Here is a 26,420-nt window from a genome sequence, read left to right as displayed (position 1 = left end):
CCCGACGGGAAAAATTTTGAGCAATCCCGGACAGCGCCGAGAACTACGGGGATCATTATCCGGAATCCGCTATGGTATAAATAATTCGACCACCAGATGGAGAAATTTTTGCTTTTCCGGTCTGTATTAGATCTCGAGAGGACCCTGTCGAGACAAAACCGCCAAGCTGCAAGCCAATAAAGACTGCGACGACACGCTGTTACGGTGGCTTTGGCAGCGAGAAATCACACTCCGCATAGCCCGTACCGAGATCGAATCCCACCACACGCTCGGCCACCACCGATGGATCATCGAACGCAGCCTGGCCTTACTCTCAGAATACCGCCCCCCCTGACCCAACGCTACGAAAGCACAGTCAACCATTGCGCCGCCTTTCCCCCTCTCGCCGCCGCCCCTAACCTGCTACGAAAACACCTCGCATGAGACACTCTCTTGACAGCACTCAATTGGCGAGCGTCCGCATCGCGGCCTCGGCGAACCGGCGTGCCGTGGTGCAGGTCGACGGATCCTCATCACTGTAGGACTGCTCAACCCTGACCCGCAGCGACTGCCCACCGGCCACATCCACGTAGATCCAGCACTTGTGATCCGGATCCGGACGCTTGCTGTCGAACCACACCTTGACCGCACGAAAACCCTGAATCCGGGAAACCTCCTCGGACCTCACATCCTCATCAGAGGGATCAATCCACCGATCGACCCCTTGGTTCGTTATCGTGCTGACGTAGATGGTATTCCCGGCGGTGATACCGTAGAAGCAGGTATTCCCTTCCGCATCCATCGTCCCGGGAACGGAATCGAGTTTCTGCGATTCCTGTCCTATCCGCATCCCTTGCAGCGATTCGCTGTTGATCAGATCGCACGGCCTCACGTCACTCACCGACAACTCCCTCGGCCGATCCGACGAACCACACGCCGAGACCACCCCCAACCCCACCAACAACACGGCAGCAACACGCAACGCCCGCCCGATCATCCGTAATACCTCAGCTTCAACTCGGTCGTCCTCGCCTGGTAATCCCACACCAACCGGGTAGCCGCCTCGGCCACCCGCGGCGAACTCACGTACCGAACTCAAGCCGCGAGCGTCCGCATCGCGGCCTCGGCGAACCGGCGTGCCGTGGTGCAAGTCGAGGGATCCTCATCACTGTAGGACTGCTCAACCCTGACCTCCAGCGACTGACCAGCGGCCACATCCACGTAGATCCTGCACTTGTGATCCGGATCCGGACGCTTGCTGTCGAACCACACCTTGACCGCACGAAAACCCTGAATCCGGGAAACCTCCTCGGACCTCGTATCCTCATCAGAGGGATCGATCCACCGATCGATCCCTTGGTTCGTTATCGTGTTGACGTATATCCTGTTCCCGATCTTGATACTGTAGAAACAGGTGTTTCCTTCCGCGTCTATACCGGGAGCAAAGCCAAGTTTCTGCGATTCCTGACCTATCCGCATCCCTTGCACCGATTCGCTGTTGATCAGATCGCACGGCCTCACGTCACTCACCGACAACTCCCTCGGCCGATCCGACGAACCACACGCCGAGACCAACCCCAACCCCACCAACAGCACGGCAGCAACACGCAACGCCCGCCCGATCATCCGTAATACCTCAGCTTCAACTCGGTCGTCCTCGCCTGGTAATCCCGCACCAACCGAGTTGCCCCCTCGCTGACCCGCTCGGCGAACTCATCCTCACGTAGTTCGCGCAGGCTACCGCGTTTGATCCGCGCGGTGAACTCGTCCATGCCCACCGCAGACAACGCGAAGCGGCCGTCGCTCGACTCGCCGTAGGACTCCACCGCGCGACACTCCGCCTGGAAGTCTGAGTCGTGCTGATCACGCGGCTCGGTGTCCAGGTTGGCCTCGCTGATCGCGTCCTGATACTGCCGCTGCCACCCGGCGTAGAGCAGCCGCGCCATACTCGCCAAGGCCCGCTCCAGGGCGCGCTCGTCGGCGAACTCGTACACGCTCTCGCCGAACGAGAGCGAGAACTCGGTGCGGTTGCGCAACTCGGCGTGAATGTCCATTCCCGGCGCACTCGCCCGCACCCGGATGTTGTCCAGCCGCTCGGCCAGCTCACCCACTGCTCTCAGTCCTCCTAGTCGTGCCCGCCGACGCCCTTGCCGCTGGTGAGCACACTGCCCGACATGCCCGCGAGCTTCGGCCGCGCCGAGACGAACGGGGAATCCGCCTTGTTCTGCTGATCGACCGCACCGGCGTAATCGTTCAACGCCTTGGTGATCTCGCCCTGTTCCTTGCGGATACCTTTGGTGAGCTCGTCGATCCCCTCCTTCATGGAGTTGATGACCTGTTCTGCCGAACCACCGTTCTTCTTCACCGCTTTCAAACCCTTCTGCGCCGCACCCCCCACCGCCGAGGCGGCGCCCACCGCCGCGAAGGCCACTGAAGCGCCGCCGGTGAACGGAATGGCTCCGATCGCTGCCACCGCGCTGAGCACCGACAGCGTGAACTCGAAGTCACTCTTGCCGCAGCTGGCCACGTTGTCCAGCGCATCAATAGTGCTGTCCGCTATGCCTTCGATGTCATCTCGCGTTCTCCTCCAAAGCTCTTGATCCGCTTCGACCGCACCTTTCATGATCCCCAGCACCAGGAACTGGTTGCTCGCGACGGCGGGGAACGGGTCGAGGAAGTTGGCCTTGAAAGCGTGGGCGGCCATGCCGCTCCAGTCGTTCAGGTCGTCGGCCGCCGTCTCGATCGACCGCAGGTCGTTGTTCGCACCGATGGACTCCCCGGTGATCGGATCCCGCATGTGCGCACCGTTCGACAGACAGCTCATGGCACCGTGCAGCTGATCGATGATCCCCTGGTAGTTCCCCGGATCCGGAATTCGGGTGAACGGCTCGAACAGGGGTGTCGCACAGCCCTGGTACTTCTCCTTGATCCTGCCGTAGTCGGGCCTGCCACCGTACTGGGCCAACTGGCGGTATTCCGCGTCGACGGCGCCTTCCTCGATCTCCTGCGCCTTGGACATCAGCTTGTCGAAACTCACGAGTTCCCCTCCGGCTTCGGGGTGCCCTGCTGCTGCATCAGCCGATCCAGCTCGTCCGAGACGCCCTGATCGGCCTCCGCGTACATCCGCACCGTCTCGTGCAGCGCGTCCGCGGTCTCGTCCAGGCTGGTTCTGGTCGACTTCAGCACGCCGGTGATCGCGCCGTGCAGCTGGCCGTACGCCTGGGCCATCGAGCCGCCCGGGCCGTGGAACTGCTCCGGCACGCCGGACAAGCCGTTCACCGCGCCCTGCGCGTCCTCGCAATGGCCGAGTGCCTTGTCGTAGACCCCGGACACCGTGGGCAGGTGGTCCTTGGCGACCTTGTCCAAGCGGTACAGGTCTACGGCGAACCCCGAGCCGCTTCCCGTCATGTTCGCTCCTCCTATCGGCTGCGGCCAGGGCAAGCTATCAGCCGAGCGGTGGCTGCCAGGGCCGATCGCGGAACTCAACCCAAAACCGGCTCTTTCAGCGGGATCCGGCAGTACACAGCGAAACGTGCCGGGAGCTCACATCGGACACCAGCCGTACTGTCGAGCGGCTCGGCCGGGGGCCACAGCCACGCCGATCCGTGCGAATCAAAGCGCGAACGCTGGACTTCCACAACGCTCGAAGTCCTAGGTTGCGGAGAGTGCGAACTTCCAAGACGACTCCGCCGCACGTGGGCAGGGACGAGCTGGGGCGGCAGGGCTTCGGGGCGATGGCTGCGCGACGCGGCGGCCGAGGACCCCGATCGCGATCCGGTGGCCGTGATCGATGCGGCACTCGACGCAGGGATCACCCTGGTGGACACCGCTGATGCCTACGAGAACGAGGAACTGGTCGGCCAGGCGATCCGGCACCGTCGTGACGAGGTGGTGCTGGCGAGCAAGTTCGGACTGGTGTGGGACGACGGAATCGCGGGCGGCTTCGACGTGCGGGCCGATCCCGAGTACGTGCGGCAGGCGAGCGAGGCGAGCCTGCGGCGGCTCGGCGTCGAGACGATCGACCTGTACTACCTGCACCACCGCAGCGACCGGGTTCCGATCGAGGAGACCGTCGGGGCGATCACCGAGCTGGTCGAGCAGGGGAAGGTGCGCGCCCTCGGACTGTCCAATATGACTCCAGAGGAGCTGCGTCGGGCGCACGCGGTGCATCCCGTCGCGGCATTGCAGGAGCAGTGGTCGCTGGCCAACCGCGACCTCGAACGGCGACTGCTTCCCACCGCCGCCGAGCTCGGGATTCCGGTGGTGGCCCACTCACCCACCGGTCACGGGCTGCTGCACCGGAAAGGGGAGGCCGCCGAACCGGGGCTCGAGGACACACGCGCCGCCCTGGACGAGATCGCCGAGGAGCACGGCGCCACGGCCGGGCAGGTGGCGCTGGCTTGGGTGCACCACCGGCAGCGGGTGCACGACGTGCCGGTCGTGCCACTCCCCGGAACGACCAGCGTCAGCCACCTCCGCACGAACACGGCGGCGGACCTGGACCTCTCCGGGGAGGAACTGCGGCGGCTGGATGACCCGCCCCGGCCCGGCGATTTCGCGAGAAATTGACAGCACGGTGGCGCGACGACCGACCGTCGCGCTTCACGACCCACGACATCCGACGAAAGGGCGGAATTGTCGAAATCACCGAACAGCGGAATCACCGTATCCACGGCAGAGGTCGACGCGGCGGAAAGCGTGGTTCTGCTTCGCGAGTACTTCGCGGAGATGACCGCCCGCTACATCGGTAGGCAGCCCACCGACTCCGAGATCGAATCCTCGATGGCCGAGGATCCGAGCACCGACCTGTCCGGCGATACCGGACGCTTCCTCGTCGCGCGCGTGAACGGACGCCCGGTGGGCTGTGTCGGTCTCCGGCACTACGACGAGCACACCGGCGAACTCACCAGGATGTTCGTGGTCGAACCGAGCAGGAGACAAGGCCTGGGCGCGTCGCTGCTGCGCGCCGCCGAACGAGCCGCCGTGGAGCTGGGCATGGGGGCGATCCGGCTCGACACTCGCGGCGACCTGGTGGAGGCCCGGAAACTCTACGCGGACAACGGATACGAGGAGATCGAACCGTACTCCGACGCGCTGTACGCGGACCACTGGTTCGAGAAACGGCTGTGCGGCATGAACAGCTCTCAGGCGTCCCGGAAAATACCGCGCACCGCGTATTGACAGCCGCCCTCGCCAGGAGCGGAAACTGTGGGTCAGTAGTCCGCCACGAAGGCTGGTGAGGCGATCATGACTACTTCCACCATTCAGAACTGGCATCTCAAGGGCGTGTGGTTCGACGCGTGCAAGTGCGCGATCCCCTGCCCCTGCTCGTTCGCCCAACCTCCCACCTACGGCGATTGCAGCGGCATCCTGCTCGGCACGTCAGTGAGGGCAATTTCGGCGACACCGCGCTGGACGGGCTCAACGTCACGATGCTCGGCTCCTTCACCGGCAATCCCTGGACGGGAACCCACACCGATCCGTACGCCGCCGTGTTCATCGACGAGCGCGGCGACGAGGACCAGCGGCAGGCCCTGCAGCTGATCTTCGGCGGCGAGGCGGGCGGCTGGCCCGCCGAGTTCGGCGCGATGTTCGGCCCGGAGATCCTCGGCATGGAGTTCTCCCCCATCGAGGCCTCGTTCGAGGAGGACTTCGCCCGGTGGAGCGTGCGCGTACCCGGCAGGGCCGAAGCGGAAGTGGAGGCGCTGACCGGACCCACTACGGCCGAGGGGAGCAGGGTGGAGGTCCACAACCTGCCCGGGGCGGAGGTCGGACCCGGCCAGCCACCCGCTGTCTGGGGCAGGGCCGTCAGTGACCACGCCGACTCCTTCGGATTCCAGTGGGACCGGTCCGGTTACTCCAGCAAGCTCATCCCCTTCGAGTGGTCGGGACCGGACGCGAAGTGACGAGCGGGGCCGGGTCTCGTGGTTCTTCGGGACCGGGTTGGTTCTCCGGAACGGAACTCCTGCTGGCGGTCGTGCTGCTCGTCTTCACCGCACTGGCGTGGCTGCTTACCCACAGCCTGGCCGCACCCGGTATGCGGCTGGGCATCCTGACCGGGACGCGGCCGATGGCATCGTCCGGTTTCGAATGGACCCGGTTCGGATTCTTCCTGCTCACTTGGCTGATCATGATGACGGCGATGATGCTGCCCGGCATCACGCCGTTCACCATCGGCATGAGCAGACTGCTCCGGGTTCGCCGGGCGGGCACCGGCAGCGTGACCATCCTGGTCCTCGGTTACCTGCTCGCCTGGCTGCTCACGGGTTTGGCGGCCTATACGTGCCTGCGTGTCTTCGACGCACTGGCCATGGCGGGCAGCGCCACGGCGGCCCGTTCGGGAGCCGCCGTGCTGGTGCTCGCCGGGCTGTTCCAGTTCACCCCGCTGAAGCAGTGGTGCCTAGTGCACTGCCGGTCACCGATGGCGTTGCTGATGCGGCACGGGCAGCGGGCGGTCCGCAGCAGACGCGGCGCGCTGCTGGTGGGTTGCGGGCACGGTGCCTACTGCATCGGCTGCTGCTGGGCACTGATGGTCGTGCTGCTGGCCGCGGGCATGATGAGCCTCGTCTGGATGGCCGGTGTCACCGCCGTGATCACCGTCGAGAAGGTGCTGCCGTACGGCAGGCAGGCCAGTTACGCGATCGGTGCGCTCCTGATCGGCGTCGGTCTCGTCCTGCTGGTCCTGCCCGGGCTGGTCGGCACGGTCGCGTAGCTCGCCGGTACTCGGCGCTCAGTCGTTCCGCCGTTCCCGGAGCTCGATCCGCTCCGCCAGATAACCGGTGACCGTCCAGGCGAGATCCCGGTCGGCGCCTTCCCGAGCGGGGGACGGGGTGGGCGCGAAATCGGGTTCTTGGCCGAACAACGAGGAAACCTCCGGCCGAGGTGGCGGCCTCGTCACCAACCACTCCACTGATCGGGTCAGTTCGTCGGACAAGTACCACCGGTCACCGGACAAACGTACGCGTCGTACGGCTCGGTGCGACTGTCGAACAACGAACGGTGGCTCTCCCACTCGTAGCGGCACCACCGGGCCGCACAGAGCACAGTGACGTGAGAGGCACCGGCCTCCTTGAGGGTGACCGCAGCGGACTGTGCTTTCGCTCCCGAGGTCCAGGTGTCATCGACCAGCAGGACGTGCTTGCCCGCCACACGATCACGGTAATGCTCGGGAACGGCGAAACGGTCATCGCGCACCGTAGTTGGCCCGACTCGATTCCCGGTCCCAGATCCAGGGTCAGCCGTTTGTTGGCATCGTTGTGGAACGCGACCTGCCGTGCGAGCCGAGCCACCGGATGTCCACGGCCTGGATTGTTCGCCGAGGGTACGAACGTCACCGCCTGCCACGCGCGGCCGGGCGAAACGGCGATGCACGATGCGTGGATGGTGGTGGCAGTCATGATCATCAGGCAGAGGTCTTCGACGCTTTTCTCCGCGACCGGAGTACGTTTGTAGCTCACAACGGTATGAGCCGACTGATGGATCCCCTGGGGACGATTTCCGCACACGTAGGTCAGTGGCAGAACTTGATCAGCGAGCTGGTCACCGAACTCGGCGCGATGTGACGAACAGACCCCACAACGTGCCGAATCCGACGAGAAAACCGGACCTGTACACACCGAACACGTCTCACCGCTGTGCCGAACCGTGTTGCGGAAAAAACCACCGACTCGGTCGAGCAGAGCGTTTCGGAGTGTCTCGTGCAGCTGCGAACCATTCATGACACGGGAGCGGCAAGCAGTCTTTCCACCTGCTGTTTTCCGGAAGCGATCTGCTCCACGGCGCTGACGGCGGATCGAGGGCTGTCGACCACGAACACCCCGGGTTGTCCGCGCAGCGAGGCTCCCCAAGCGGTTCCCCTCACCACTGGATCCAGCAGAATCACGGGCCGTCCGTGCTCCACGGCCGTACGTGCCTGGATACGAGCGCCGCTGTGCTCACCGGCCTCCACGACTATCGTCGCGATTCCGTACGCACTCATCGTGACGTTACGCATGGGAAAGGTGTGCTTGGCCGGTGGTGAATCGGGCCAGAACTGGGACAGCACCATGCCCTCACGGGCGATCCGCTCCTGCAATTCGCGATTCGCCGCTGGATAGACCCGTCGGATACCGTTGCCGATCACTGCGACGGTCCGACCGCCGTTCTCGAGAGCCGTGTTGTGTGCGGCGGTGTCGATCCCCGACGCCAACCCGGAAAGCACGGTGAACCCGGCCTCGACCAACCTGACCGATATGTCGACGGCGGTGTCCCGCGCGGCGGGTGAGGCCTCACGAGAACCGACCACGGAGACCGCGTTCTCGCGGGGAACGCGCGTGCCACGCACGAACACGAACGGCGGGAACTGGTTCACGTCCCTGAGCTGCTGCGGGTACTCGTCGTCCCGGAAAGTGATGAAGTCGAACTCGGCGGAGCGCCAGGCGGCTATGTCTTCCTTAGCGGATTCGATCTCTGGTTCCGTATCATGGAACACTTCGGCATCCGCGTCGAACAGGGAGGGGACTCCGAAGCGCTCCCAAACTGCGCAGGCACTTCCCGCATCGACCACCTCGGAGGTAATCCGGGACCACGTCATGCTCTCCGGACGAGCACGAAGCAGAGCGAGCAACGCGGCCCGTTCGTCGTCATCCCAGGAACTCATACTCGACACCATACGGCTGTTCGGGCTACCACGTCCGGCCCAGGGGGTAGCGGGAACAGTTGGGATCTCGCCTGCTCGCATACGGTCTACCACCCCCGCGACTGCCTCGAAGGCTGCTTCGCTTGGACAATCCCCTCAAGTTGAGGCCAGAATATCGAACAAGGGTTCGACTCACCAGGACAACGGCGAAACTCGCACCGGAATCACCCTGTTCAGTGAGGTCGGCTTCGCTGCCGTCCCCTCAACTACCTCAGCGAGACTGAACGGCACTGCTCCCCGCACATCCGGGCGTTCCTCTCGAACGAACGAGAAACGTGGGCAACTCCTCACCGCACCCAGCGGCGGAAGCCCGCCTCGGCGTCGAGTACCTGACCCGTGATCGTAGTGGCCCGCTCGTCGAGCAGCAGCTCGACCACGCCCGCGGCCTCCTCGGGGGTGTTCCAGCGCCCGCGCGGCAGCGCCCGGCCGACCGAGGCGGTCAGCTCCTCGGTGGCCCAACCGGTGTCGGTCGGCCCCGGATTGACGCAGTTCACCGTGATGCCGCGCTCGACGAGCGCGTCCGAGAGGGTGGGGGTCAGCTGGTGCAGCGTGCCCTTGGTGGCCGCGTAGGGGATTTCGCCGCTCATCGGCGCCAGGTGCTGGCCGGAGGTGAAGAGCACGACCCGGCCCTCGTGCCGACCTTCCTCGTGTCCGTCTTCCCGGTATCGCCGCGCGAACTCCCGAACCAGCAACAGGCTCGCCCGAACGTTGACCGCCCAGCACAGGTCCAGCTCGGTCGCGGACAGCGCGTCGAGGTCGAAATCGGAACTGCGGGCGTGCGCCAGCACCAGGGTGTCCACGGAACCGAACCGCTCGGTGGCCTGCCGCAGCAGCTCGGCCGGGGACTCGGGCTCGGCGAGATCCAGCTCCGCGTGGGAGAACGTCTCGCCGGTGCCGCCCAGCTCGGCGCGGAAATCCGGCGCTGCGGTCTCGGCCCCGCCGCTCAGCCCCAGCTCCGCGTCGTGCGGCGACCACCCCTGGGCGCAGACCCGCACGTCGGCGGAGAGCAGCCGCCGCGCGATCGCGAAGCCGATGCTCTGCCGCCGACTGACACCGGTGACCACCGCCGTACGTCCCGCCAACCCCATGCGGTGAGCCTCGCGAGGTACGGACGTGGCGTCAACTCGATTTCCGGTGCGGCGTCGATTTCCCGCGAAATCCACGGCCGCCCGCGCCCCCAGCCACCCACGGCGCAGCCCCCGCCCCGGCGTAAATTTCTCGCGAAATCGCCGGGCCGGGAGGGCAGTCGCGGCTGCCGTTCAGCGCTGGTCCGGCCCCAGCGGCAATGGATCGATCGGCTGGTCGTTCGGGGTCATGTCGATGCCGAAGTCCCTGGCGAAGACCATGCGGGTGTCGCTGATCATCCCTTCGACGTTCTCGTCGAGATCGAACACCCGCGCGCCGCGCAGCCGGTGCTCATCCTCCCCGCCGAGCCCGTACGGACCGAATCCGGTTCCGGAGGAGTAGCCCAGCAGCACTCCGTAGTAGTCGCCCACGTAGGAGTTCACGTGATCGTGGCCGCAGAACACGCCGCGCACGTCACCGCGCTGCTGGATCGCCGTGAACACACCGCTGTTGAACGGCCCCGGACACTCGGCCTCGTTGCGCTCGCCGACGATTCCGTGCTTCTCGACGGCCCGTTCGTGATCGGCGTCGGAACGACCGTCCACACTGGAGAACCACATGAAGCGGTGCTCCCAGAGGGGGATGTGCATCCACATCAGGCCGGGAACCTTTCCGCCCGACCTGCGTTCGAGGTGCCGTGAGGTCTCCGAGTACCACTGGATCTGGTCCGGATGCACCCAGCCCCAGTCCGGATAACCCTGGAAGTCCTGACCGGCGATCGACTCGGGCGCGTAGCGACCGGAGTCCAGCAGCCACAGCGCGAACACCGGCCTGCCGCCGCGCGACCCGCTCACCGGCAGCACCATGTCGCCGGTACCGGTGACGTCGCGCGGGCCGCGTTCGTTCCGGTTGTGCCGGTAGGTCATGTAGAAGTCGAGCATGTCCTCCTCGGACATGCCGGACTGTCGCTCGGAGTCCTCGTCGTGGTTGCCGAAGGTGATCGCCCAGGGAGTCCCGCGTGACTCCATCGGGGTGACCACGTTGTTGATGGCCTGCTTGACCTGCAGCGCACTGTCACAGCCCCCGGTTATGACATCGCCGTTGATCAACGCGAAGTCCGGCTTCTCGGAGTCGAGCGTGCGCTCCATCAACTCGATGGTGCGCCGGTCGGTGCGTTCGTCGTCCTGCGTGTCGTTGAACTGCACGATCCGGAACGTGCCGTCCGAGCGGAACCGCAGTTTCGGTTCCGGTGCCTCGAAACCGCGCCGGGGTTCCGCACCCGCCATCGCCGGTGAGGCCACGGCGGCAGCGGTTCCCGCCCCTGTGGCCCGCAACAACGCACGTCGCCCGACAGTGCTCGTTTCCTCGCTCATGCCCGTCCCCGTAGTCCGGTTTCACCTCGACCCGGTCGAACCTAGGCGTGCGGGATGACCCCTCGATGGGAAACGCGGAAACGCCGGGTGAAAACCGCGTGCCCACCACGGCGTCGATTTCTCGCGAGATCTACGACCGACTGCGAGCCCCGCCCCGGCGTAAATTTCTCGCGAAATCGCCGAGCCGGAGCGGGGTCTCCAGGAGCCGCGGGCGCGGGTGGGCGCCGAGAGGCAGGGTCAGTTCCGGTCTCCCTCGTGAATGACCTCGTCCTCCTCACCCGCCACGACGGAGGAGATGTTGTGCTGGCTCGTGTTCCCCTCGGTCAGATAGTCGGAGTGTCCGGTGGTGGCCGCTCCCTCTTCCGAGTCCTCCCCCGAGAGGTGGGTGGCGCCGTCCAATTCACCGCCCCGCTCCGAGGTGAACATGCTGCCGGCGTCGTCGACGTAGTCCTGTTCCGCCTTGACCGTGTACACCGAGTCCTCGGGGACCTCGAGGTTGGAGACGTCGCTGGTGGCCGGGCCCGGTGAACCGAACAGCACGGCGTTGTCCACGCCGATTCCCTCGTGCTCCAGCGCGCGCCCGGTGGTCACCGCGCCGTAGGAGTGCCCCAGGGCGGTGAGTTCGGGGTCCTCGACACGGGAGGCGTTGATCCCCTCGTAGAAGTGCCGCAGGTCGTCGCCGGTCTGCTCGGCCAGATCGTTGCTGTTCTCCTCCAACAGTCCCGGATGCTTGTCATAGCCGATCCAGGTGACGGTGGCGACCTTCTCGCCGGACGCGTTCTCCGCGTCCGACCGAAGATCCTGCATGCGATCGTCCTTTTCAGCCAGGCTGTCATGGACAGTGGTGTTCATGCCCGGAGTGAGCACGGCGACCTTGTCGGCGGTGTCCACATTGCCATCGGAAACGGCCGCTTGAGCCTGTTCGGCTGAGGTGTCGAACATCAGCAGCTGCTTGTCGTCGCCCTCCTGCAGCGTTTTCCGAATGGACTCGATCGACTTCAGCTTTTCCCGCGCCTCCAGCACTTCCGGGCTGGGAGCCCTACCGGTTTGCTCGTTGATGATGTCCTGCAGCCGCTTCTCTTCCCGGTCCAACAACGTCCGGTTCGCCTCGTCCCGCACCGTGGCGGGAATCCCGTTGCGGTTGCCGACCCACTCGGGATGGTTCTGGAGAACCGACTGCCGTTCGTCGGAGGACAGCGAGCTCCACCACGCCGCGTTGGCACCGGGATCCCCCTTCTCCGGCGGCTTCGTGACCGACAGTCCCCCCGCCTCGGCCCCCTGCTGGGCCGCGTTCGCCAGCGACCCGTCCCCGTCGATCTCGTCCTTGCTCGCGTCGCGGAGCACCTTCGCCAACTGGTCGTCGATGCTTTTCGCCCTGCGTTCGAGTTCGCCGACCCGATCGGCCAACTCGGCTTTCAGGGTCTCGCGCTCGGCCTCGGGCATGTCGGTCTCTTCACCGGTCTCGGTGATGGAACCGTCGTCGCCGACCGAGAATCCCTTGGCCCTGGCCAGATCCTCGGTCTCGGTGAGCGAGTTCCGCAGCGAGGTGACCGCGTCGGCGGCGTCGATCGTCGCGGCGCGCACCGCGGCGACCTCGGCGGTCAGGTCGCGCCCGGCCTCGGCGATCTTGTCGTGCGTACCGCGTGCCGCATCAGCCGCCTGACCCTGCCAGCTGGACGGAGGCTTACAGCCGTCGAGGTCGTCGTCGAGCTCGGTGAGCTTGTCGCGGTGGATTCGTATGGTGCCAGCGGCGTCCTCGAGAGACTCCGGTCTCCACTTCCGGATCGTGCCGATGGTGATGCCCGAACTCATCACAGACCTCCGAACTCGGAAAACTCGATGCCATCGAAGTTGGCCTCGTTGGCCTCCTCCTCGTCGCGGTACTGCTTGAGCGATGAGTGGAGCCCCTGGGCGTATCCGTCGATCGACGAGGCCCACTGGTTGATCTCGTCGTCCCAGTCCTGGGTGAGTTTCTCGGCCGCCTCGGCCGAGTCCGAACCGGACAGCGCGTCGACGATCTTCTCCGTTCCGCTGCCCAGCGGAATCGCCGAAGCCTGCTGTGCGGCGTCGTCGGCCTTGTTCGCCGCCTGTCGCAGTTCGGCCTCGTCTACCCGCATCTCTCCCATGCGCCCTCCTCCCGATCGACCAGTGTGACGTCGGGGACGGCGTCCCGGTTCCCGAAAACCCCACGATGTTCGAAGAATCCACGATCCGTGCGGCGGAGCCGACCAGAGCCGTCTTCGACCGGGCGTCCTCGTCGGCTGGGCATCGATTTCTCGCGAAACCGCCGGTCGGGTGCGGCGGCATGCCCCGGGATCCGTCGATTTCTCGCGAAATCGTCGGGCGAGGAGGAGGCTCTTCGGAGTGGTCGATCCGCGGGAGACCGGGCTCGGCTCCGTTCGGAGCAGCCATCAGGATCCGTCGGTCGTAACCGAATCCCGCGAACATCGGCACTCGGGAATTCACTCTTGCCATGATCCGACCATCGGCACCTAGCCTTCGAATAGGTATAGACCAAATCGGAGGGTGGTTATGTCAGGCATGGATCGCCGTCGTTTCCTCGCGGGTTCCGCGGTTGTGAGTGGCGGAACCGCTGTGGGTGCCCTCACCGGCACGAGCGCCGCCGAACCCGGACCGGAAGCCGGCCAGGAACGAGGTCACGACCGGGTGCGGGTGCACGTGAACAACGTCGGCCACGACCCCGGATCGCCCAAGACCGCCGTGCTCGCGGCCGGGGATCGAGCACCCATCGCCTGGTGCTTCCTGGTCGACAACGAGACCGGCGAGGTCGCGGCCCGCCGCGGGCCGCATCACGTCGGCCGGGTCCGGGACTGGGGCGAGACCCACTACTGGACGGTCGACTTCTCGGAGTTCACGGCCGAGGGCGAGTACGTGCTGCGCGTCGGCGCCGGTAACCACACGCGCGGCGAATCCGTGCCGTTCCGGATCGAACGCTTCGCGCTGGAGCGGGACACGCTCTCCGACGTGGTGCACTGGTTCAAGTCGGCGCGCTGCTCGGGCCGGTTCGACCGGGCCGACCACTCGCTGCCCGTCGGCGAGGACGGATCGGGAGACATCGACGCCCACGGAGGCTGGTACGACGCGACCGGCGACTTCGGCAAGCACTTCACCCAGCTCTCGCGGCACAGCTACTTCAACACGCTGTCTATCCCGCTGACGGCCTGGGTGCTGTTCAAGGCCCACGAACAGCTCACCGCACGGGACGACGAGGAGTTCACCCAGCTGCGCACCTGGTTGTGCGACGAGGGACTGTACGGCGCCGACTACCTGAACCGGGTGAAGCGTCCCGAGGGCACCTTCTGCCACTCGGTGATGCAGCCCGGACCGCCCAAGGATCCGGCGCTGCGGTTCTTGAAGACCGTCGAGCGCGACGGCGAGCGGGTGGTGCGGCAGGTCAACCACCGGGAGGGCGCGGGGGCCGCCATCGCGGCCCTGGCACTGGCGAGCACCTTCGACGACTCCGGGGAGTACGCCTCCGCCGAGTACCTGCGCACCGCCGAAGCGGCCTTCGAGTACCTGCGTGAGCACAACGTCGAGCTGACCAACGACGGCGTGGAGAACATCCAGGACGACTACAACGCGCTGATCGCCGCGGTCGAACTCCACCGGGCCACCGGGAAGAACGCCTACCGCGAGGCAGCAGACGAGCGCGCGGACAACCTGCTCGGTCGATTGAGCACCTGGCACTCCTATCAGGACTACTGGCGCGCCGACGACGGTGACCGCCCCTACTTCCACCCCTCCGACGCGGGACTGCCGGTGACGAGCCTGCTGAGCTATCTCGACATCGCCGACTCCGCGCGAACCGCGCGGGTGCTGGAAGTGGTGCGCCGCTCGCTGTCCTTCGAGATGTCGATCACCGCCGAGGTCACCAACCCGTACGGCTACGCGCGCAACCTGGTGCAGGACGGCACGGGCGACCGGCACAGCTCGTTCTTCTTCCCGCACGACGTCACCCCGCGTCCGGGCGACGAGTGGTGGCAGGGCGAGAACGCGCGGATCGCCTCGCTGGCCACCGCCGCCCGGCTGGCCGCGAAACGGTTCGACGGCGAGTTCGCCGGGCGGCTGCGGCGCTACGCGACCGACCAGCTCGACTGGATCCTGGGACGCAACCCGTTCGGGGTGTGCATGCTGGGCGGCAGCGGCCGCAACAACCCGCGCTACATGTGGAAGGGTTCCTGGCAGTTCCTCAACACGGCGGGCGGGATCGTCAACGGCATCACCGGGGAGAACGCCGACGGCAGCGGGATCAGCTGGAATCGGGGTTATGCCGAGACCGGCAAGGACTGGGACTGGCGGTGGACCGAGCAGTGGCTGCCGCACACCACCTGGTATCTGTTCGCGGTCAGCGTCGGATGAGAGCTTCACCCGCTTCGTAGCTGGTCGGGTAGCCGTCACGTGAGTCGGCGCCTTGGGAGCGTTGGGCCGGCTCTCGAGTAGCGACCTACGCCGCGGTGCCGATCGCGAGGGTCGTGGGAGTGCGGCGCCGCGAGCACCGTAGCCGCGTCAATTTCTCGCGAAATCGCCGCCGCCCCGGTGGGGGTCACCCGCGCGCGGGTTCGGCCGTATCGGTGTCCGGGGTCTCGCTGCCGCTGGGCCTGCGGGACCAGAACGAGGCCACCGCCGCCCCGGAGAGGTTGTGCCAGACGGAGAACAGCGCGGCGGGCAGCGCAGCCAGGGGGGTGAAGTGCGCGGTGGCCAGGCTCGCGGCCAGTCCGGAGTTCTGCATCCCGACCTCGACGCCGATGGCGCGACGGGACGCCTCGTCCAGCCCGGCCAGCCTGGCAGCGCCGTAGCCGAGCAGCAGCCCGAAGGCGTTGTGCAGCACCACCGCCAACAGCAGCAGCGCGCCCACCGAGGCGAGCGTGCTCGCGTTGGCGCCGACCACGGCCGCCACCACGACGACGATGCCGAGCACCGAGACCAGCGGCAGCAGCGGCAGCACCCGCTCGACCAGCCCGGGCAGCGCCGCGCGGATCGCGATGCCGAGCACCACCGGAATCAGCACGACCTTGACGATCGACCAGAACAGTCCGAGGAAGTCCACCGGCAGGCTGGAACCAGCCAGCCACAGCACCAGCAGCGGGGTGAGCAACGGAGCCAGCAGCGTGGACACCGAGGTCATGGTCACCGAGAGCGCGACGTGCCCCCTGGAGAGGTAGACGACCACATTGGACGCCGTGCCGCCCGGGGTGGAGCCCACCAGGACCATGCCCGCCAGCAGCGCGGCGGAGAACCCGAACGCACTGCCGATGGCCCAACCGGCCAGCGGCATCACCAGGTACTGCGCCACCAGCCCGATCAGCACCGCCCACGGCCTGCGCAGCACCAGCGAGAAGTCCCGGGCGCGCAGCGTGAGCCCCATGCCGAACATGATCAAGCCGAGCAGCGGGGTGATGGCGGGGGAGAGCGTGCTGGTGGCGCCGGGAAGCAGCATTCCCACGACGCCGCCCAGCAGCACCAGCAACGCGAACCAGCTGCCGACGAAATCCGCGGCGCGACGCAGCACACCCATGTCGCCGAAACCTCCCACCGTGAAAGCGCGCCACGGCCGGGCACCGTTCGTCGGGCTCGACCGAGAAATCCACGACTTTCCTAGCAGGGCGGGTGACCGGTGTAAACGCCGATCCCGATGCGCGGAAAGCGATGAGGCTCACCCCGTGGAAAACTGCCCGATCCGCCACGGCGCGGAATTCGATTCGTGCTCACCCGGTGACCGAACGAGTGGAAATGTCCTTCTTTCGGGGCTGGTGCGGATGCCGACGCGGGGGATCGGCGGCATGCTGATCTCGTCGCAACGGTTTCGAGAGGAATTCGGTCGAGGAAGAGATGAGCACACCGGCCCGCAACTCGCCCTTCGTCGGGCTGCACTGGGGCACCATCGTGGCGTTGGGGATACTGGGACTGATCCAACCGGCGCTGGGCCTCCTCCGGGTCTACGAGACGCTGGGCAGGCCCTGGAGCCCGATAGTGGTCACCGTGCTCATCGCGGCGGTCTGGGTGGCCGTCGTGGTGCTGCGCAGGACAACGCGTCCGGTGCTGACGCTGACCATCGTCGGCACGCTGTACGGGGTGCTGACGATCGCGCTCAACTGGATCGTGCGAATCGTCTTCTACGGCGATGCCGCGCCGCTGCCCGGCCCCGCGATCGCCAGCATCGTGCTGGCCAACCTGCTGGGCGGCGCGTTGCTGGGGCTGCTGGCGCTGGTGATCCTGCGAATCATGAGCAGGCAGGGTCGCTGATCGCGCGGGGACGCTCCTCGGAGCTTTCCGGGCGGATCGTCGGGGCACTTCGACGGCGCCTCTCGTTGCTGCTTCCCCTGAACGCCCCGAGCACTGCCGACCAGCGGGTCTCCCTTCCGGTCCCGCGTGGACCCGTAAGGCTGTGAGCCCCCCTCGATCACGGGAAGCGCCGCTGACGGCACACTTCTCCCGTGATCGAGGGGAAAGGTGAGACAGCTTTGGTTCCGCTGCCGGGATTCGTTCATCCCCGCACGGGAAACGGCGGGGTTGATCTCGCCGGAACGATTCAACCGACAGCCGGATTTTCCGTATACCGGAATTGTGACTTCGGAGCTCACCCCGCGAGCCGGATTAAGGGCCCGCCGGTCCGGGGGTTACGCGCAGCGCGGCGATGATGGGCCGATAATGCGCGAGCATGAGTGCCAGGGCTTACCAAGTACGGGGCCGGGTCCGCCTAGAGCCCGCATTGCCTGGACACGCGGACTTCACCCGCTCTGACCGGGCACAAACGGCTGTGAACCGTCTCCAGGACACATCCGACCCGTGACCTGCCTGGATCGGCCACGGCGGAGAGCGTATTCCGTGCTACACTCGGCACTGTTATTTCAAATCTTGGCGGATTGAATATAACACGGTTGACCTCCGGTTATCACCGGGGGTCTTCTCGTATCACACGTTCCGTGCACGGTGAGGCGGGCGAACGAAAACGCCCGACCGGAGCGTTCCGGCCGAGCGTCAGGAGCGACTCACGACCGCCGGGAATCGACGATCGTGTGTGCCGCCCCTCGAATTCGTCGTTTCGCGTGGCGTGTTCGTCGTTCGCCGCTGTCAGACGAAACGGCCGCTCTTGAGGGCGTCGAGAAATGCCGACCGCCGTGTACCGATGCCGGTGAAGTGTCCGGCGGCGCGACGAACGAATCGCGTGCGCGGCTACGTCACCGGCTGACTCGCTCTGCCTCGATCGCCCGCTCGATGCCACGGAGCAGCCGCTGTCGCTCCTTGTCGGGGGCGTAGCCGCCCTTCGTGTGGTTGCGGGCGAACTCCTCGACGAACTCCGTCGGCTCGTCGCCGACCAGCTCGCGGATCGGCGTTCCGTCCGACGCGGCCCGCTCGAACAGCTCGGCGAGATCCTCGAACTCCGAGATCGCGCTCTCGTCGTCAACGGGAACGAAATGCATCAGGTACCGCTCGATCGCCTCGACCGCCGTGCGGTAGTCCTCGGGAAGCCGTTTGATGCGCGCCTTGTACTGCCGGTAACGCCGCTTGTCGCCGATCAACTTCGAGACAATCATGATCATCTGCCCCCTTCGCGGAGCTGTTCGAGACGTTCGGAGAGGAATCGCCAGGCAGTCCAGAATTCTTCGAGGTATTCCCTGCCCTGATCGTTGAGGGAATACACCTTGCGCGGCGGGCCCTTCTCCGAGGGAACCTTCGCCACGTCGACGAGGCCGCGCTTCTCGACCCTGACGAGCAGCGCGTAGACGGTGCCCTCCGCGATGTCGGAGAACCCCTGGTCCCGCAACCACGCGGTGATCTCGTAGCCGTACGCGGGTCGACCGGCCAGGATCGCGAGGACGACGCCTTCCAGCGTGCCCTTGAGCATCTCCGTCGTCTGCTTGCCCACGGCAACGCCCCTCCGTCTACTCAGTATTACTGACTACTGGTAGATAGTAACACTGAATAGCGGAGTGGCAATCCCCCGTGACGAGGGAAAACCGGGCCGGACATGAATCGAGTCCCCTCCCGAGAACGGGAGGGGACTCGATGAGTCCGGGATCCGGCTTCGCGATGAGCGGGTCGGTGCTCTCCGGCGCGACAGCGCGGCCGGAGAAAGCGCGACCGGAGAATCAGCCCTGCTTGACCGCACCCATTCCGTTGGTGGGCAGCACCGGGTAGGCCACCCGCACCCCGGCCTGGTCGAAGCTGTGCTTGAGCCGGGCACGCAGCGCGCGGCCGAGCGCCCACTGCTCGCCGGGCTTGACCTTGACGATGATCCGCACGGTCACCGAACCGTTGCCGATGCCGATGACCCCGCTGAGGTCGGGCTTCTCCAGGATCTTGGAGCGGAAGTCGCTGTTGGCGGCGAAGTCCTCGATGGTCGACTCGATCACGCGCTCCGCGTGGGCGATGTCGACGCTGTAGTCCAGCGGGAGCTCGATGACCGCGTTGGCCCAGTCCTGGTTCATGTTGCAGACCCGCATGATCTCGCCGTTGCGCACGTACCACAGCCCGCCGTTGAGATCCCGGATCTTGGTGATGCGCAGCGTCACGGCCTCGACGGTGCCGACGGCGTCGCCCGCGTCGATCACGTCACCGACGCCGTACTGGTCCTCGACCATCATGAACACGCCGGACAGGAAGTCCTTCACCAGGCTCTGCGCGCCGAAACCGATGGCGAGCCCGAGCACACCCGCGCTGGCCAGGATCGGCGCGAGGTTGATGCCGAACTCGCCGAGGATCATCACGAAGGCCACGCCGAACACGATCGTCGTTGCCACGCTGCGCAGCACCGAACCGATGGTCTGGGCGCGCTGCTGCTGCCGCTCGCCCGCGTTGTCGGTCTCGGCGCCGTTGCGCCCGACGAGATTCCCCGCTCTGGCGGTGGCCTGGTTGATCCGCTGGTGCGAGCTCACCATCCGCCGCACGCCCTGGGTGATCACCCGTCCCAGCACTGCACGCAGCACCACCGCGACGAGCAGGATGATGACGACGTTGACGAATCCGGAGAACAGCGCTCCGGAATTGTCGTTGAACCAGTTCACCACCGGATCGGTCACGCTCGCCGCGGGCGCGGCGGCGAAACGCGTCGTGGCATTCGCGGCGATCAGCAACGAAACGACCTTTCTCGCGTGTGCGACAACTGTGACGGCTCGTGCGACTCACCCGAACAGCGGAGCGCGGCAGCTGAACAGCGGAGCGCATCCTGAGCCGTTTTCACGATAAAGCGGCGTTCATCCTGCCAAGGACATCACGAAATGGCAAAACACCGGTATCGCCGCACCGAAAACCGGATTCACCAGGCGAAAAGTGAACATCCACCGAAGTCGTGCGGGTATCAGAGCTGCGCGAACAACGCGACGGTTCCCAGCCCGAGCCCCGCTGCCGCCACACCGCCGAGAACCGTCCCCGAGACGTACCGGACGGCGTGCGAACGCGCGCCGGAGGCGTAGAGCCGGACGGCGTCCTGCCCGAACGTGCTGAACGTGGTCAACGCGCCGCACAGCCCCACCACCAGCAGGGTGCGCAGCCCGGAGGAACCGAAGCCGTCGAACAAGGCAGCGCCGCCCGCCAACAGCGCGATCAGGAACGAGCCCACCACGTTGACCGTGAACGTGCCCCAGGGAAAGGCGGAACCGTGGCCGCGCCGCACACCCCGGTCGATCCCGTAGCGCAGCACCGCGCCCGCCGCGCCGCCGAGCGCCACCAGCAGCAGGGTCATCACGACTCCGTTCCAGGGGTGGTCTCGGGGGCGGTGTCATGGGCGTTGTCGGGGGAGGCGCCGGGGCCGCTGCGCCGCGAACGCGCGACGACCATCCTGGCCAGCATCGCGCCGCAGATCACCGCGGGCAGCGCCAGCAGCACCGTCAGCAGCAGGTACAGCGCGGCGTAGAACGGCTGTCCGGTGGCCAGCAGGCCGCCCGCGTCGGCCAGATAGCTGGAGAAGGTGGTGAAACCGCCCAGCACCCCGACTCCGAAGAACGGCCGCAGCAGGTGGTGCGGCTCGGCCGCTTCGAGGAACACGGTGAAGACACCGATGACAAGACAGCCCAGCACGTTGACGGTCAAAGTGGGCCAGACGGCACCGCCGTCGGCGTGCGGCAGCGCGAGCGAGACGCCGTAGCGCAGCGACGATCCCAGCGCACCGCCGAGGGCGACGGCGGCGAGCACCCGCGACCGGTGCGGGACCAGGGCGTTGGGCAACACGGACTCCCTACCCGGAGGTTCTCGAACGGGTAGGGACCGTCGGCGAAGCGAACCTCGCGGTTGGTTCCGGCGGGCCCCACCACCGGGATCCGCTCGCGCGGAACACTGGCAGTGTAGCGAACCGGAGCGCGAGAACACCTCGGGAAGCGACGTGACACACACCGGAGGGCCGACGAACAACGGGACAACCGGGCTCACTCACGAGGGGGTGCCCACTCATGACGGGGCGCTCGCTCGAGAAGCCGTGCTCGCTCAGGACCGCGTGGGCTCGGCCGCGAAGCCCGAACGACGGCGGCGGTAGGCCAGCACGGCGATCACCAGCAGGCAGAGCAGCACGGCGGTGGTGGGCAACCCGCCCTCGATGCCGAAGGCACCGCCGTTGAGCAAGGCACTGCCGCCCTCGGCGGGGCGCGTGTCGGCGAGCGTGGCCGTGAGGTTCATGCCGGAGACCTCTACGCCGTAGACGTTGCCCTGGCACCAGTTCCACACCGTGTGGAAGGCGCACACACCCCACAGGCCGCCCTCCGCCAGCGCCCAGAACGCCAGCACGAACGAGATCAGCAGCAGGTTCAGCAGCGGCAGCGGACCGAAACCGGTGTTGAGGCCGTGCAGCAGGGTGAACACCACGGCCTGGGCAACCAGCGCGGCCGTGAGCCCCCACTTCCGCCAGGTGACCTGCATCAGGTAGCCGCGGGTGAGGATCTCCTCCGTGCTGGCCTGCACCACGAAGCCCAGCAGCGTCAGCACGAGCACACCGACGATCGCGTAGCCCGCCCCCGAGCTCTCGAGCACCAGCTGGTTCGCCGCGACGTTGCCCAGCACGAGCACGCTGATCACCAGCAGGGCCACCCCCGCACCCAGTGACGCGGAACGAACCGGATTCCGGGCGGGCAGGAACCCCACGCTGCCGAACGGCCTGCCCTCCTTGAGCGGCAACCACAGCACCAGCCCCAGCACGGAACCGATGAATCCGCAGGTCAGGGCCACCTGAGAGGCGAGGCCGAGGCGCATGCTGGTCAGGACGGACAGATCACCGGTGAGCACCACCGCCATCGCGAAGGCGATGGCGCTGACGATCTGCCCGAGCACGAAACAGCCGAGCACCACCAGGATCCCGACCACCGCGCCGGTCGGGCGGCGCGCACGCAGTATTCCCCGGAGCAGCGGGGATGCGGGGCGGGTTGCTCCGTCTACGGCTTCGGAAGTGTCCACTGTGCCTCAACCTGGATCGGGAACGCGGTGACGACATTGTCCCGTGAGGCGGCGAAGGACGGGAAAGTGCCGTGCCCACGTGCCGAACCGCTAAACCCACCGTTCGCACACCCGCACTGCTGGAGGACGTGATCACGGATACCGACCGAAGAAAATACCCCCGGCGCGTGCTGAGCACTGGCTGACCGGGGGCTACGGCCGACGGGATAGAGCTCGACCGAAGTGGATGCACCGGCCCGGACGAGTTCCGGACGACTGGTCCACCGTGAGTCGAACACGCGGCAGCGCCGAGCACGAAGGACGGGTCAACACGCCTCCAGCACTCGGTCCCCGTACTCGGTGCACCAGAGGTCGATCAGCTCTTCGAACAGGCGGACTCCCCGCGCCAGCGATTCGACGACTTCGAGCAGGGCTTCCCGATCGAGCGTGCCGGTGTCGAGCGCTTCGACGAGCCGCCGCGCGGAGTCGTCGAGCGTGCCCAGGGCCTCGCCCCAGATCTCGGCCCGCCGACTGTCGGGGGGTTCGGGAAACTCGCGGGCCTCGGTCACGGCCTCGGCCAGCCGGACGGCACTCCCGCGTACCTCGCGCACCTCGGCGTTCGACCTGATGCCGTCCCCGAGCTCGACCGTCGCCGAGCTCACCGCTCGGAGGTGTCGCGAACCCCCATGCCGGAGCCAGACACGCCCGGGGGCGGTGCCGCTCTCCGACTCGGGGGGCTCCGATGCGGTGCGCTCCGCCGCGGCGACCGGTACCGACGACTCCTCGCCGGTCTCGGACGAACTGTTCGGCAGGGCCAGCACGACGATCGAGGACGCGGCGACGAGCACGGCCACGATCCGCCCCGCTCGCCCGGGCTCGCTCGTCCCCGCACCGACCGGTGTCCGGACGATCTCCGGACCACGGCTCCCGCTCCACCTCCGCGCCCCTCGGCGGACGGTGCTGCCGAGCAGGTATCCCACGAGGGCCGCGACGGTTCCCTCCACCGTGACGACGCCGAGCACCGTAGCGGCGTACTCGCCGCTCGTCGTTCCCGGGCATCGGGTCGCCGTCGCGTGCAGCGGCGGCACGCACGCACCGAGGCGAGCGAACACCCACATCATGCCGCTGACGATCAGCCCCGTGGTCGCGGCGACGAACAACGCGTGGGCGAGCCCCGCCCTCCGGAACAGCACGGCGGCGACGACAGCGGCCACGGTGAACTGCACGGCCACCGCTCCCGCGAACTCCCACGCGGACAGCACCGCCCGGAACGCGTCGGTGCTCCGCTCCGACAGCGGGACGGTGCCGCGCATGGCCGCCTTGACCGCCAGATCGAAGACCAGCCACGCGGCGGCGCCGAGCAGCCCGACCGACAGCGCGAACCGGATCCGCGTGCGGTGCGCCAGCAGCAGCTGCACCGCCCACAGCAGCACCAGTCCCGTGCACAGCGCGAGGTTCCGGGCGCCGAACCCCAGCACCACGGGATTCCACGTCACCGAGAGCAGCGCACGATCCAGATCGGTCCACGCCGCCTCGGCGGCGAAACCGGTGATCGAAGCACCGAGCCGACCGAACACGGACGGCGTCAGGCGCAGGCTCTCGAAGAAAGCCCACAGCCTCAACCAGGACCAGCCGAGCAGCGACACGGCAGTACCGATGGCGGACCAACCGAGAACTCGGACCCACGCGAGCCGGTTGCGGTGCAGCAGGAGCGAACACCGGTGCACCCACCGGGACAACAGCACGAGCTGGACGGCGAGCAAGCCACCCGCGAGGAGGACGACGACTCCCGGAAGCGGATCGCGGAGGGTGGACAGCGAGAGTCGTTCCCCCAGCAGCGCACCGACGACCACACCGACACCGATTCCGGCCGGGTAACCCCGTGCCCTGCCTCCAGCCCTGGCGACTGCCGCCCCGCGCACCGCCGCGAAGCCCACGAGCAGCGCGACGGAGACTCCCCACACCGCGCTCAGCGACCGGAGAACATCGAGCGGTGCACCAGCGGTGACGATGGGCATGGCGAACTGGACGAAGCCGAGCTGCAACACGATGCCCGCGGCGAAGTGCTCACCGAATCCGGGACGGAACAGCGCGGTCGGCTCGGGGAGGGCGGCGACGCGGCTCGAAGGAGTCGGATGCCTGCGCAGCCAAACGGGCGGCCACCGGGTCACCGTGCCCGGCAGGGCGGGTAGGCACAGGCTCGGGTCCGCCGAGCCCAGCCAGGCCGACACCCGCGCGTCCGCGTGGTGCTCCCGGCTCCGCAGCAGGGCGTCGCGGAACAGGTGGACCAGCAGCACCAGACCGGCGACGCGCCAGGAGATCCCGAGCGAACTCCGAAACGCACCGTCCTGCCAGGACACCCACAGCAGGCCCACCGCCAGCGGCGCCAGAGCCGTGATCAGGAACGATCGCCACACCGCCAGGGCGAAGTAGGTGATCGGCACGTCCCGGTCGCGCACGTGCGCCAACTCGTGCAGCACCACGGCCCGGAACGACGCGGGATCGTTCCGGAACAACGTCAGCAGTCCCGCATCGAGCCGGACGTAGCGCCTGCGCCCGTGGCCGAAGGCGAGCCCTCCCGCACGCGGGTTGAACGGATCGACCAGGAAGACCGGCGCGCGGGGTAGTCCCGTCTCGACCACGAGGCTTTCCAGGTACGTGGTCAGCTCCGGAGCATCGGAGGAGCGCAGTTCTACCAGCCGCTGCCGCCGGATGCGCCACCACGGTTGCAGCCGGTAGAGCAGCACCGCGACCGTGAACATCCCCAGCAGCGCGAGAGCCGTCCACAACAGACGGTCATGCATCCGTTCGGCCAGACATCCGGCGAGATCGTCGTAGCGCTGTTCGGCATCGGGCCGTGGCAGGGGGAGCTGCCACGGGTAGTACCCCGAACGCACCTGGCACCGTTCGAACTCGCGAAACCAGGCGGCGAGGCCGGAAGGCAGCATCACCCAGTAAATCGTCGCCGCTGTCCCGAAGGCCAGGGCGATCAGCGAACCGAAGTGGACCGTGGTGCCGCTCGGAGCCCGCAAGCCCGCCACGGAAGGTCGCGCGTTCCGATTCGTACTCGTTACCACCGGGGTCTTCCGATCGGGTTCATACCCCGCGGCGGGGACTCCATCAGTCGTCCCGATCGAGGGAATCCACGATGGCGCCGACGAGCAATTGAACCCGGTCCTCGGCCAAGCCGAGCGCTCTGGCGCGGGCCTCGGCGACTTCGCGCACCCGCTCCCGCTGCTCGTCGGTCAGCGGTCCCGCCGTCAACGATTCCGCCGTCGCCGGTTCCGTCTCGGAATCGTCGTCGCTTTCCACTTCGACACGACGGCGGAAGCGGGCGCGGAGCCGGGACAGCACCCGGTCACCGCCGCGCACCACGGCGTCCCCGGCCCTGTCGGCCAGCTGGTCGTAGACGGCGGCGGCCACCGCCAGAGCCGCCGGTGACAGCAGCGCCACCACGGTGTCGATCCCGGACCCCAGCGCCTCGTCACCGCGCCGCCGAACCACCGTCGCCCGGTCCGGATCGCGCAGGAACTCCTCGCTCGCGGCCTCGAAAAAGGGCAGCTCCTCGGGAGCCAACGATTCGACGACGCGGCGCGCCGTGGTCACGGTGAACTCCCGCCGCTCGTCTTCTCCCACCAGTCAACCCCCAGCAACGTTCAGCCCGAGAACCGATTCTCGTCGACCTCGACTCGCGCTGTCACTCGGCCGTTCGGATTACGTGTGCTGGGGGAGAGCAGCGCGATTGGCGGAAGAACCGCTGGTGAAACCACCGGCTCGGCGAACGAGTCACCCGTCGGCGCGCTCGGCGTTGGCCAGGATCGCGTCGTGCACGAACCGGGCACCACCGGTACCCACCTCGCGCTCGTAGGTGGCCGTGAAGCGCTCGTCGGCCAGATACATCTCGGCCAACGAACGCTGCATCCCGTAGGAGCACTCGTAGAACCAGC

The 26,420-nt window shown here is 67.1% G+C and carries 26 protein-coding genes and 1 pseudogene; 6 read left to right on the top strand and 21 right to left on the bottom strand.

Going from position 1 to position 26,420, the window contains the following annotated elements; translation table 11 throughout:
* Positions 1-442: 442 nt before the first annotated feature.
* From BM150_RS21915 to BM150_RS21895, 5 genes are all read right to left on the bottom strand, one after another.
* On the bottom strand, positions 443-1,129 hold the full coding sequence (locus tag BM150_RS21915; RefSeq protein WP_245755672.1) for a DUF3558 family protein: 687 nt from the start codon (positions 1,127-1,129) through the stop codon (positions 443-445).
* Positions 1,075-1,509 carry a DUF3558 family protein gene (locus BM150_RS21910; protein ID WP_245755671.1) on the bottom strand — a complete coding sequence of 145 codons (435 nt, stop codon included), beginning with the start codon at positions 1,507-1,509 and terminating at the stop codon, positions 1,075-1,077. Before BM150_RS21910 ends, BM150_RS21915 begins: the two co-directional genes overlap by 55 nt.
* Positions 1,510-1,601: 92 nt before the next feature.
* Positions 1,602-2,090, bottom strand: coding sequence for a hypothetical protein (locus BM150_RS21905; protein ID WP_092929610.1), 489 nt, complete (start codon positions 2,088-2,090; stop codon positions 1,602-1,604).
* Positions 2,091-2,104: 14 nt separating this feature from the next.
* Positions 2,105-3,016 (bottom strand): hypothetical protein, encoded by a 912-nt coding sequence (locus tag BM150_RS21900; protein ID WP_092929609.1) that lies wholly within the window; start codon positions 3,014-3,016, stop codon positions 2,105-2,107.
* Complete coding sequence (locus BM150_RS21895; protein ID WP_092929607.1) at positions 3,013-3,387, bottom strand: hypothetical protein; 375 nt, start codon at positions 3,385-3,387, stop codon at positions 3,013-3,015. Before BM150_RS21895 ends, BM150_RS21900 begins: the two co-directional genes overlap by 4 nt.
* 375 nt (positions 3,388-3,762) lie before the next feature.
* Between BM150_RS21895 and BM150_RS25185 the strand changes: the two genes are divergently transcribed.
* From BM150_RS25185 to BM150_RS21875, 4 genes and pseudogenes are all read left to right on the top strand, one after another.
* Complete coding sequence (locus tag BM150_RS25185) at positions 3,763-4,548, top strand: aldo/keto reductase (protein WP_217641837.1); 786 nt, start codon at positions 3,763-3,765, stop codon at positions 4,546-4,548.
* Between the two features lie 66 nt (positions 4,549-4,614).
* Positions 4,615-5,160, top strand: a complete 546-nt coding sequence (locus BM150_RS21885; RefSeq protein WP_217641836.1) for a GNAT family N-acetyltransferase — start codon at positions 4,615-4,617, stop codon at positions 5,158-5,160.
* 66 nt (positions 5,161-5,226) lie between these two features.
* Positions 5,227-5,885, top strand: a pseudogene (locus BM150_RS21880) (DUF1326 domain-containing protein).
* Positions 5,882-6,691, top strand: a complete 810-nt coding sequence (locus tag BM150_RS21875) for a DUF2182 domain-containing protein (protein ID WP_217641833.1) — start codon at positions 5,882-5,884, stop codon at positions 6,689-6,691. Before BM150_RS21880 ends, BM150_RS21875 begins: the two are co-directional and overlap by 4 nt.
* 18 nt (positions 6,692-6,709) lie before the next feature.
* On the opposite strand, the gene BM150_RS24310 is transcribed toward BM150_RS21875, so the two are convergent.
* The 6 genes from BM150_RS24310 to BM150_RS21840 all read right to left on the bottom strand — a co-directional run bounded on the left by BM150_RS24310 (position 6,710) and on the right by BM150_RS21840 (position 13,220).
* On the bottom strand, positions 6,710-6,877 hold the full coding sequence (locus BM150_RS24310) for a hypothetical protein (protein ID WP_175496968.1): 168 nt from the start codon (positions 6,875-6,877) through the stop codon (positions 6,710-6,712).
* Between the two features lie 816 nt (positions 6,878-7,693).
* The gene (locus tag BM150_RS21860) at positions 7,694-8,617 is read right to left on the bottom strand and encodes a DNA-processing protein DprA (protein WP_092929717.1); all 924 of its coding nucleotides are present in this window, start codon (positions 8,615-8,617) and stop codon (positions 7,694-7,696) included.
* A gap of 326 nt (positions 8,618-8,943) precedes the next feature.
* A complete protein-coding gene (locus tag BM150_RS21855) occupies positions 8,944-9,744 on the bottom strand; it encodes an SDR family oxidoreductase (protein ID WP_092929601.1) in 801 nt (266 codons plus the stop codon).
* Between the two features lie 171 nt (positions 9,745-9,915).
* Positions 9,916-11,094, bottom strand: coding sequence for a metallophosphoesterase family protein (locus BM150_RS21850; RefSeq protein WP_092929599.1), 1,179 nt, complete (start codon positions 11,092-11,094; stop codon positions 9,916-9,918).
* 237 nt (positions 11,095-11,331) lie between these two features.
* Positions 11,332-12,906, bottom strand: coding sequence for an alpha/beta hydrolase (locus tag BM150_RS21845; RefSeq protein WP_092929597.1), 1,575 nt, complete (start codon positions 12,904-12,906; stop codon positions 11,332-11,334).
* The gene (locus BM150_RS21840) at positions 12,906-13,220 is read right to left on the bottom strand and encodes a type VII secretion target (RefSeq protein ID WP_092929595.1); all 315 of its coding nucleotides are present in this window, start codon (positions 13,218-13,220) and stop codon (positions 12,906-12,908) included. Before BM150_RS21840 ends, BM150_RS21845 begins: the two co-directional genes overlap by 1 nt.
* 406 nt (positions 13,221-13,626) lie before the next feature.
* On the opposite strand from BM150_RS21840, the gene BM150_RS21835 reads away from it, so the two are divergent.
* The gene (locus BM150_RS21835; RefSeq protein WP_092929593.1) at positions 13,627-15,474 is read left to right on the top strand and encodes a glycoside hydrolase family 9 protein; all 1,848 of its coding nucleotides are present in this window, start codon (positions 13,627-13,629) and stop codon (positions 15,472-15,474) included.
* Positions 15,475-15,658: 184 nt separating this feature from the next.
* Here BM150_RS21835 and BM150_RS21830 read toward each other — a convergent pair whose 3' ends face one another.
* Entirely contained in the window at positions 15,659-16,630 is a 972-nt protein-coding gene (locus BM150_RS21830; RefSeq protein ID WP_092929715.1) for a bile acid:sodium symporter family protein, read from the bottom strand.
* A 314-nt stretch (positions 16,631-16,944) separates the two neighbouring features.
* Between BM150_RS21830 and BM150_RS21825 the strand changes: the two genes are divergently transcribed.
* A complete protein-coding gene (locus tag BM150_RS21825) occupies positions 16,945-17,358 on the top strand; it encodes a hypothetical protein (protein ID WP_092929591.1) in 414 nt (137 codons plus the stop codon).
* A 935-nt stretch (positions 17,359-18,293) separates the two neighbouring features.
* Here BM150_RS21825 and BM150_RS21820 read toward each other — a convergent pair.
* The 9 genes from BM150_RS21820 to BM150_RS25180 form a co-directional block, all read right to left on the bottom strand.
* Positions 18,294-18,650 (bottom strand): DUF1048 domain-containing protein, encoded by a 357-nt coding sequence (locus tag BM150_RS21820; protein WP_217641831.1) that lies wholly within the window; start codon positions 18,648-18,650, stop codon positions 18,294-18,296.
* A gap of 2 nt (positions 18,651-18,652) precedes the next feature.
* Positions 18,653-18,982, bottom strand: a complete 330-nt coding sequence (locus tag BM150_RS21815) for a PadR family transcriptional regulator (protein WP_092929587.1) — start codon at positions 18,980-18,982, stop codon at positions 18,653-18,655.
* 223 nt (positions 18,983-19,205) lie between these two features.
* On the bottom strand, positions 19,206-20,189 hold the full coding sequence (locus BM150_RS21810; protein ID WP_092929585.1) for a mechanosensitive ion channel family protein: 984 nt from the start codon (positions 20,187-20,189) through the stop codon (positions 19,206-19,208).
* A 224-nt stretch (positions 20,190-20,413) separates the two neighbouring features.
* Positions 20,414-20,797 carry a fluoride efflux transporter FluC gene (locus BM150_RS21805; protein ID WP_092929583.1) on the bottom strand — a complete coding sequence of 128 codons (384 nt, stop codon included), beginning with the start codon at positions 20,795-20,797 and terminating at the stop codon, positions 20,414-20,416.
* Positions 20,797-21,282 (bottom strand): fluoride efflux transporter FluC, encoded by a 486-nt coding sequence (locus BM150_RS21800; protein ID WP_425427439.1) that lies wholly within the window; start codon positions 21,280-21,282, stop codon positions 20,797-20,799. Before BM150_RS21800 ends, BM150_RS21805 begins: the two co-directional genes overlap by 1 nt.
* Before the next feature lie 252 nt (positions 21,283-21,534).
* Positions 21,535-22,494: a CPBP family intramembrane glutamic endopeptidase gene (locus BM150_RS21795; protein WP_245755669.1), complete on the bottom strand. Its 960-nt coding sequence runs from the start codon at positions 22,492-22,494 to the stop codon at positions 21,535-21,537.
* 305 nt (positions 22,495-22,799) lie between these two features.
* Positions 22,800-25,505, bottom strand: a complete 2,706-nt coding sequence (locus BM150_RS21790) for a M48 family metalloprotease (RefSeq protein ID WP_092929581.1) — start codon at positions 25,503-25,505, stop codon at positions 22,800-22,802.
* 88 nt (positions 25,506-25,593) lie between these two features.
* Positions 25,594-26,109, bottom strand: a complete 516-nt coding sequence (locus tag BM150_RS21785) for a hypothetical protein (RefSeq protein WP_092929579.1) — start codon at positions 26,107-26,109, stop codon at positions 25,594-25,596.
* A 150-nt stretch (positions 26,110-26,259) separates the two neighbouring features.
* Positions 26,260-26,420: TipAS antibiotic-recognition domain-containing protein (locus tag BM150_RS25180; RefSeq protein WP_175496967.1), on the bottom strand; the 161-nt coding region annotated here is incomplete at its 5' end.

Origin of the sequence: Actinopolyspora alba (genome assembly GCF_900112765.1) — a bacterium.
Taxonomy (GTDB): Bacteria; Actinomycetota; Actinomycetes; order Mycobacteriales; family Pseudonocardiaceae; genus Actinopolyspora; species Actinopolyspora alba.
Note: the sequence above shows the minus strand (reverse complement) of the source record. Positions and strands in the feature narration are given on the sequence as shown.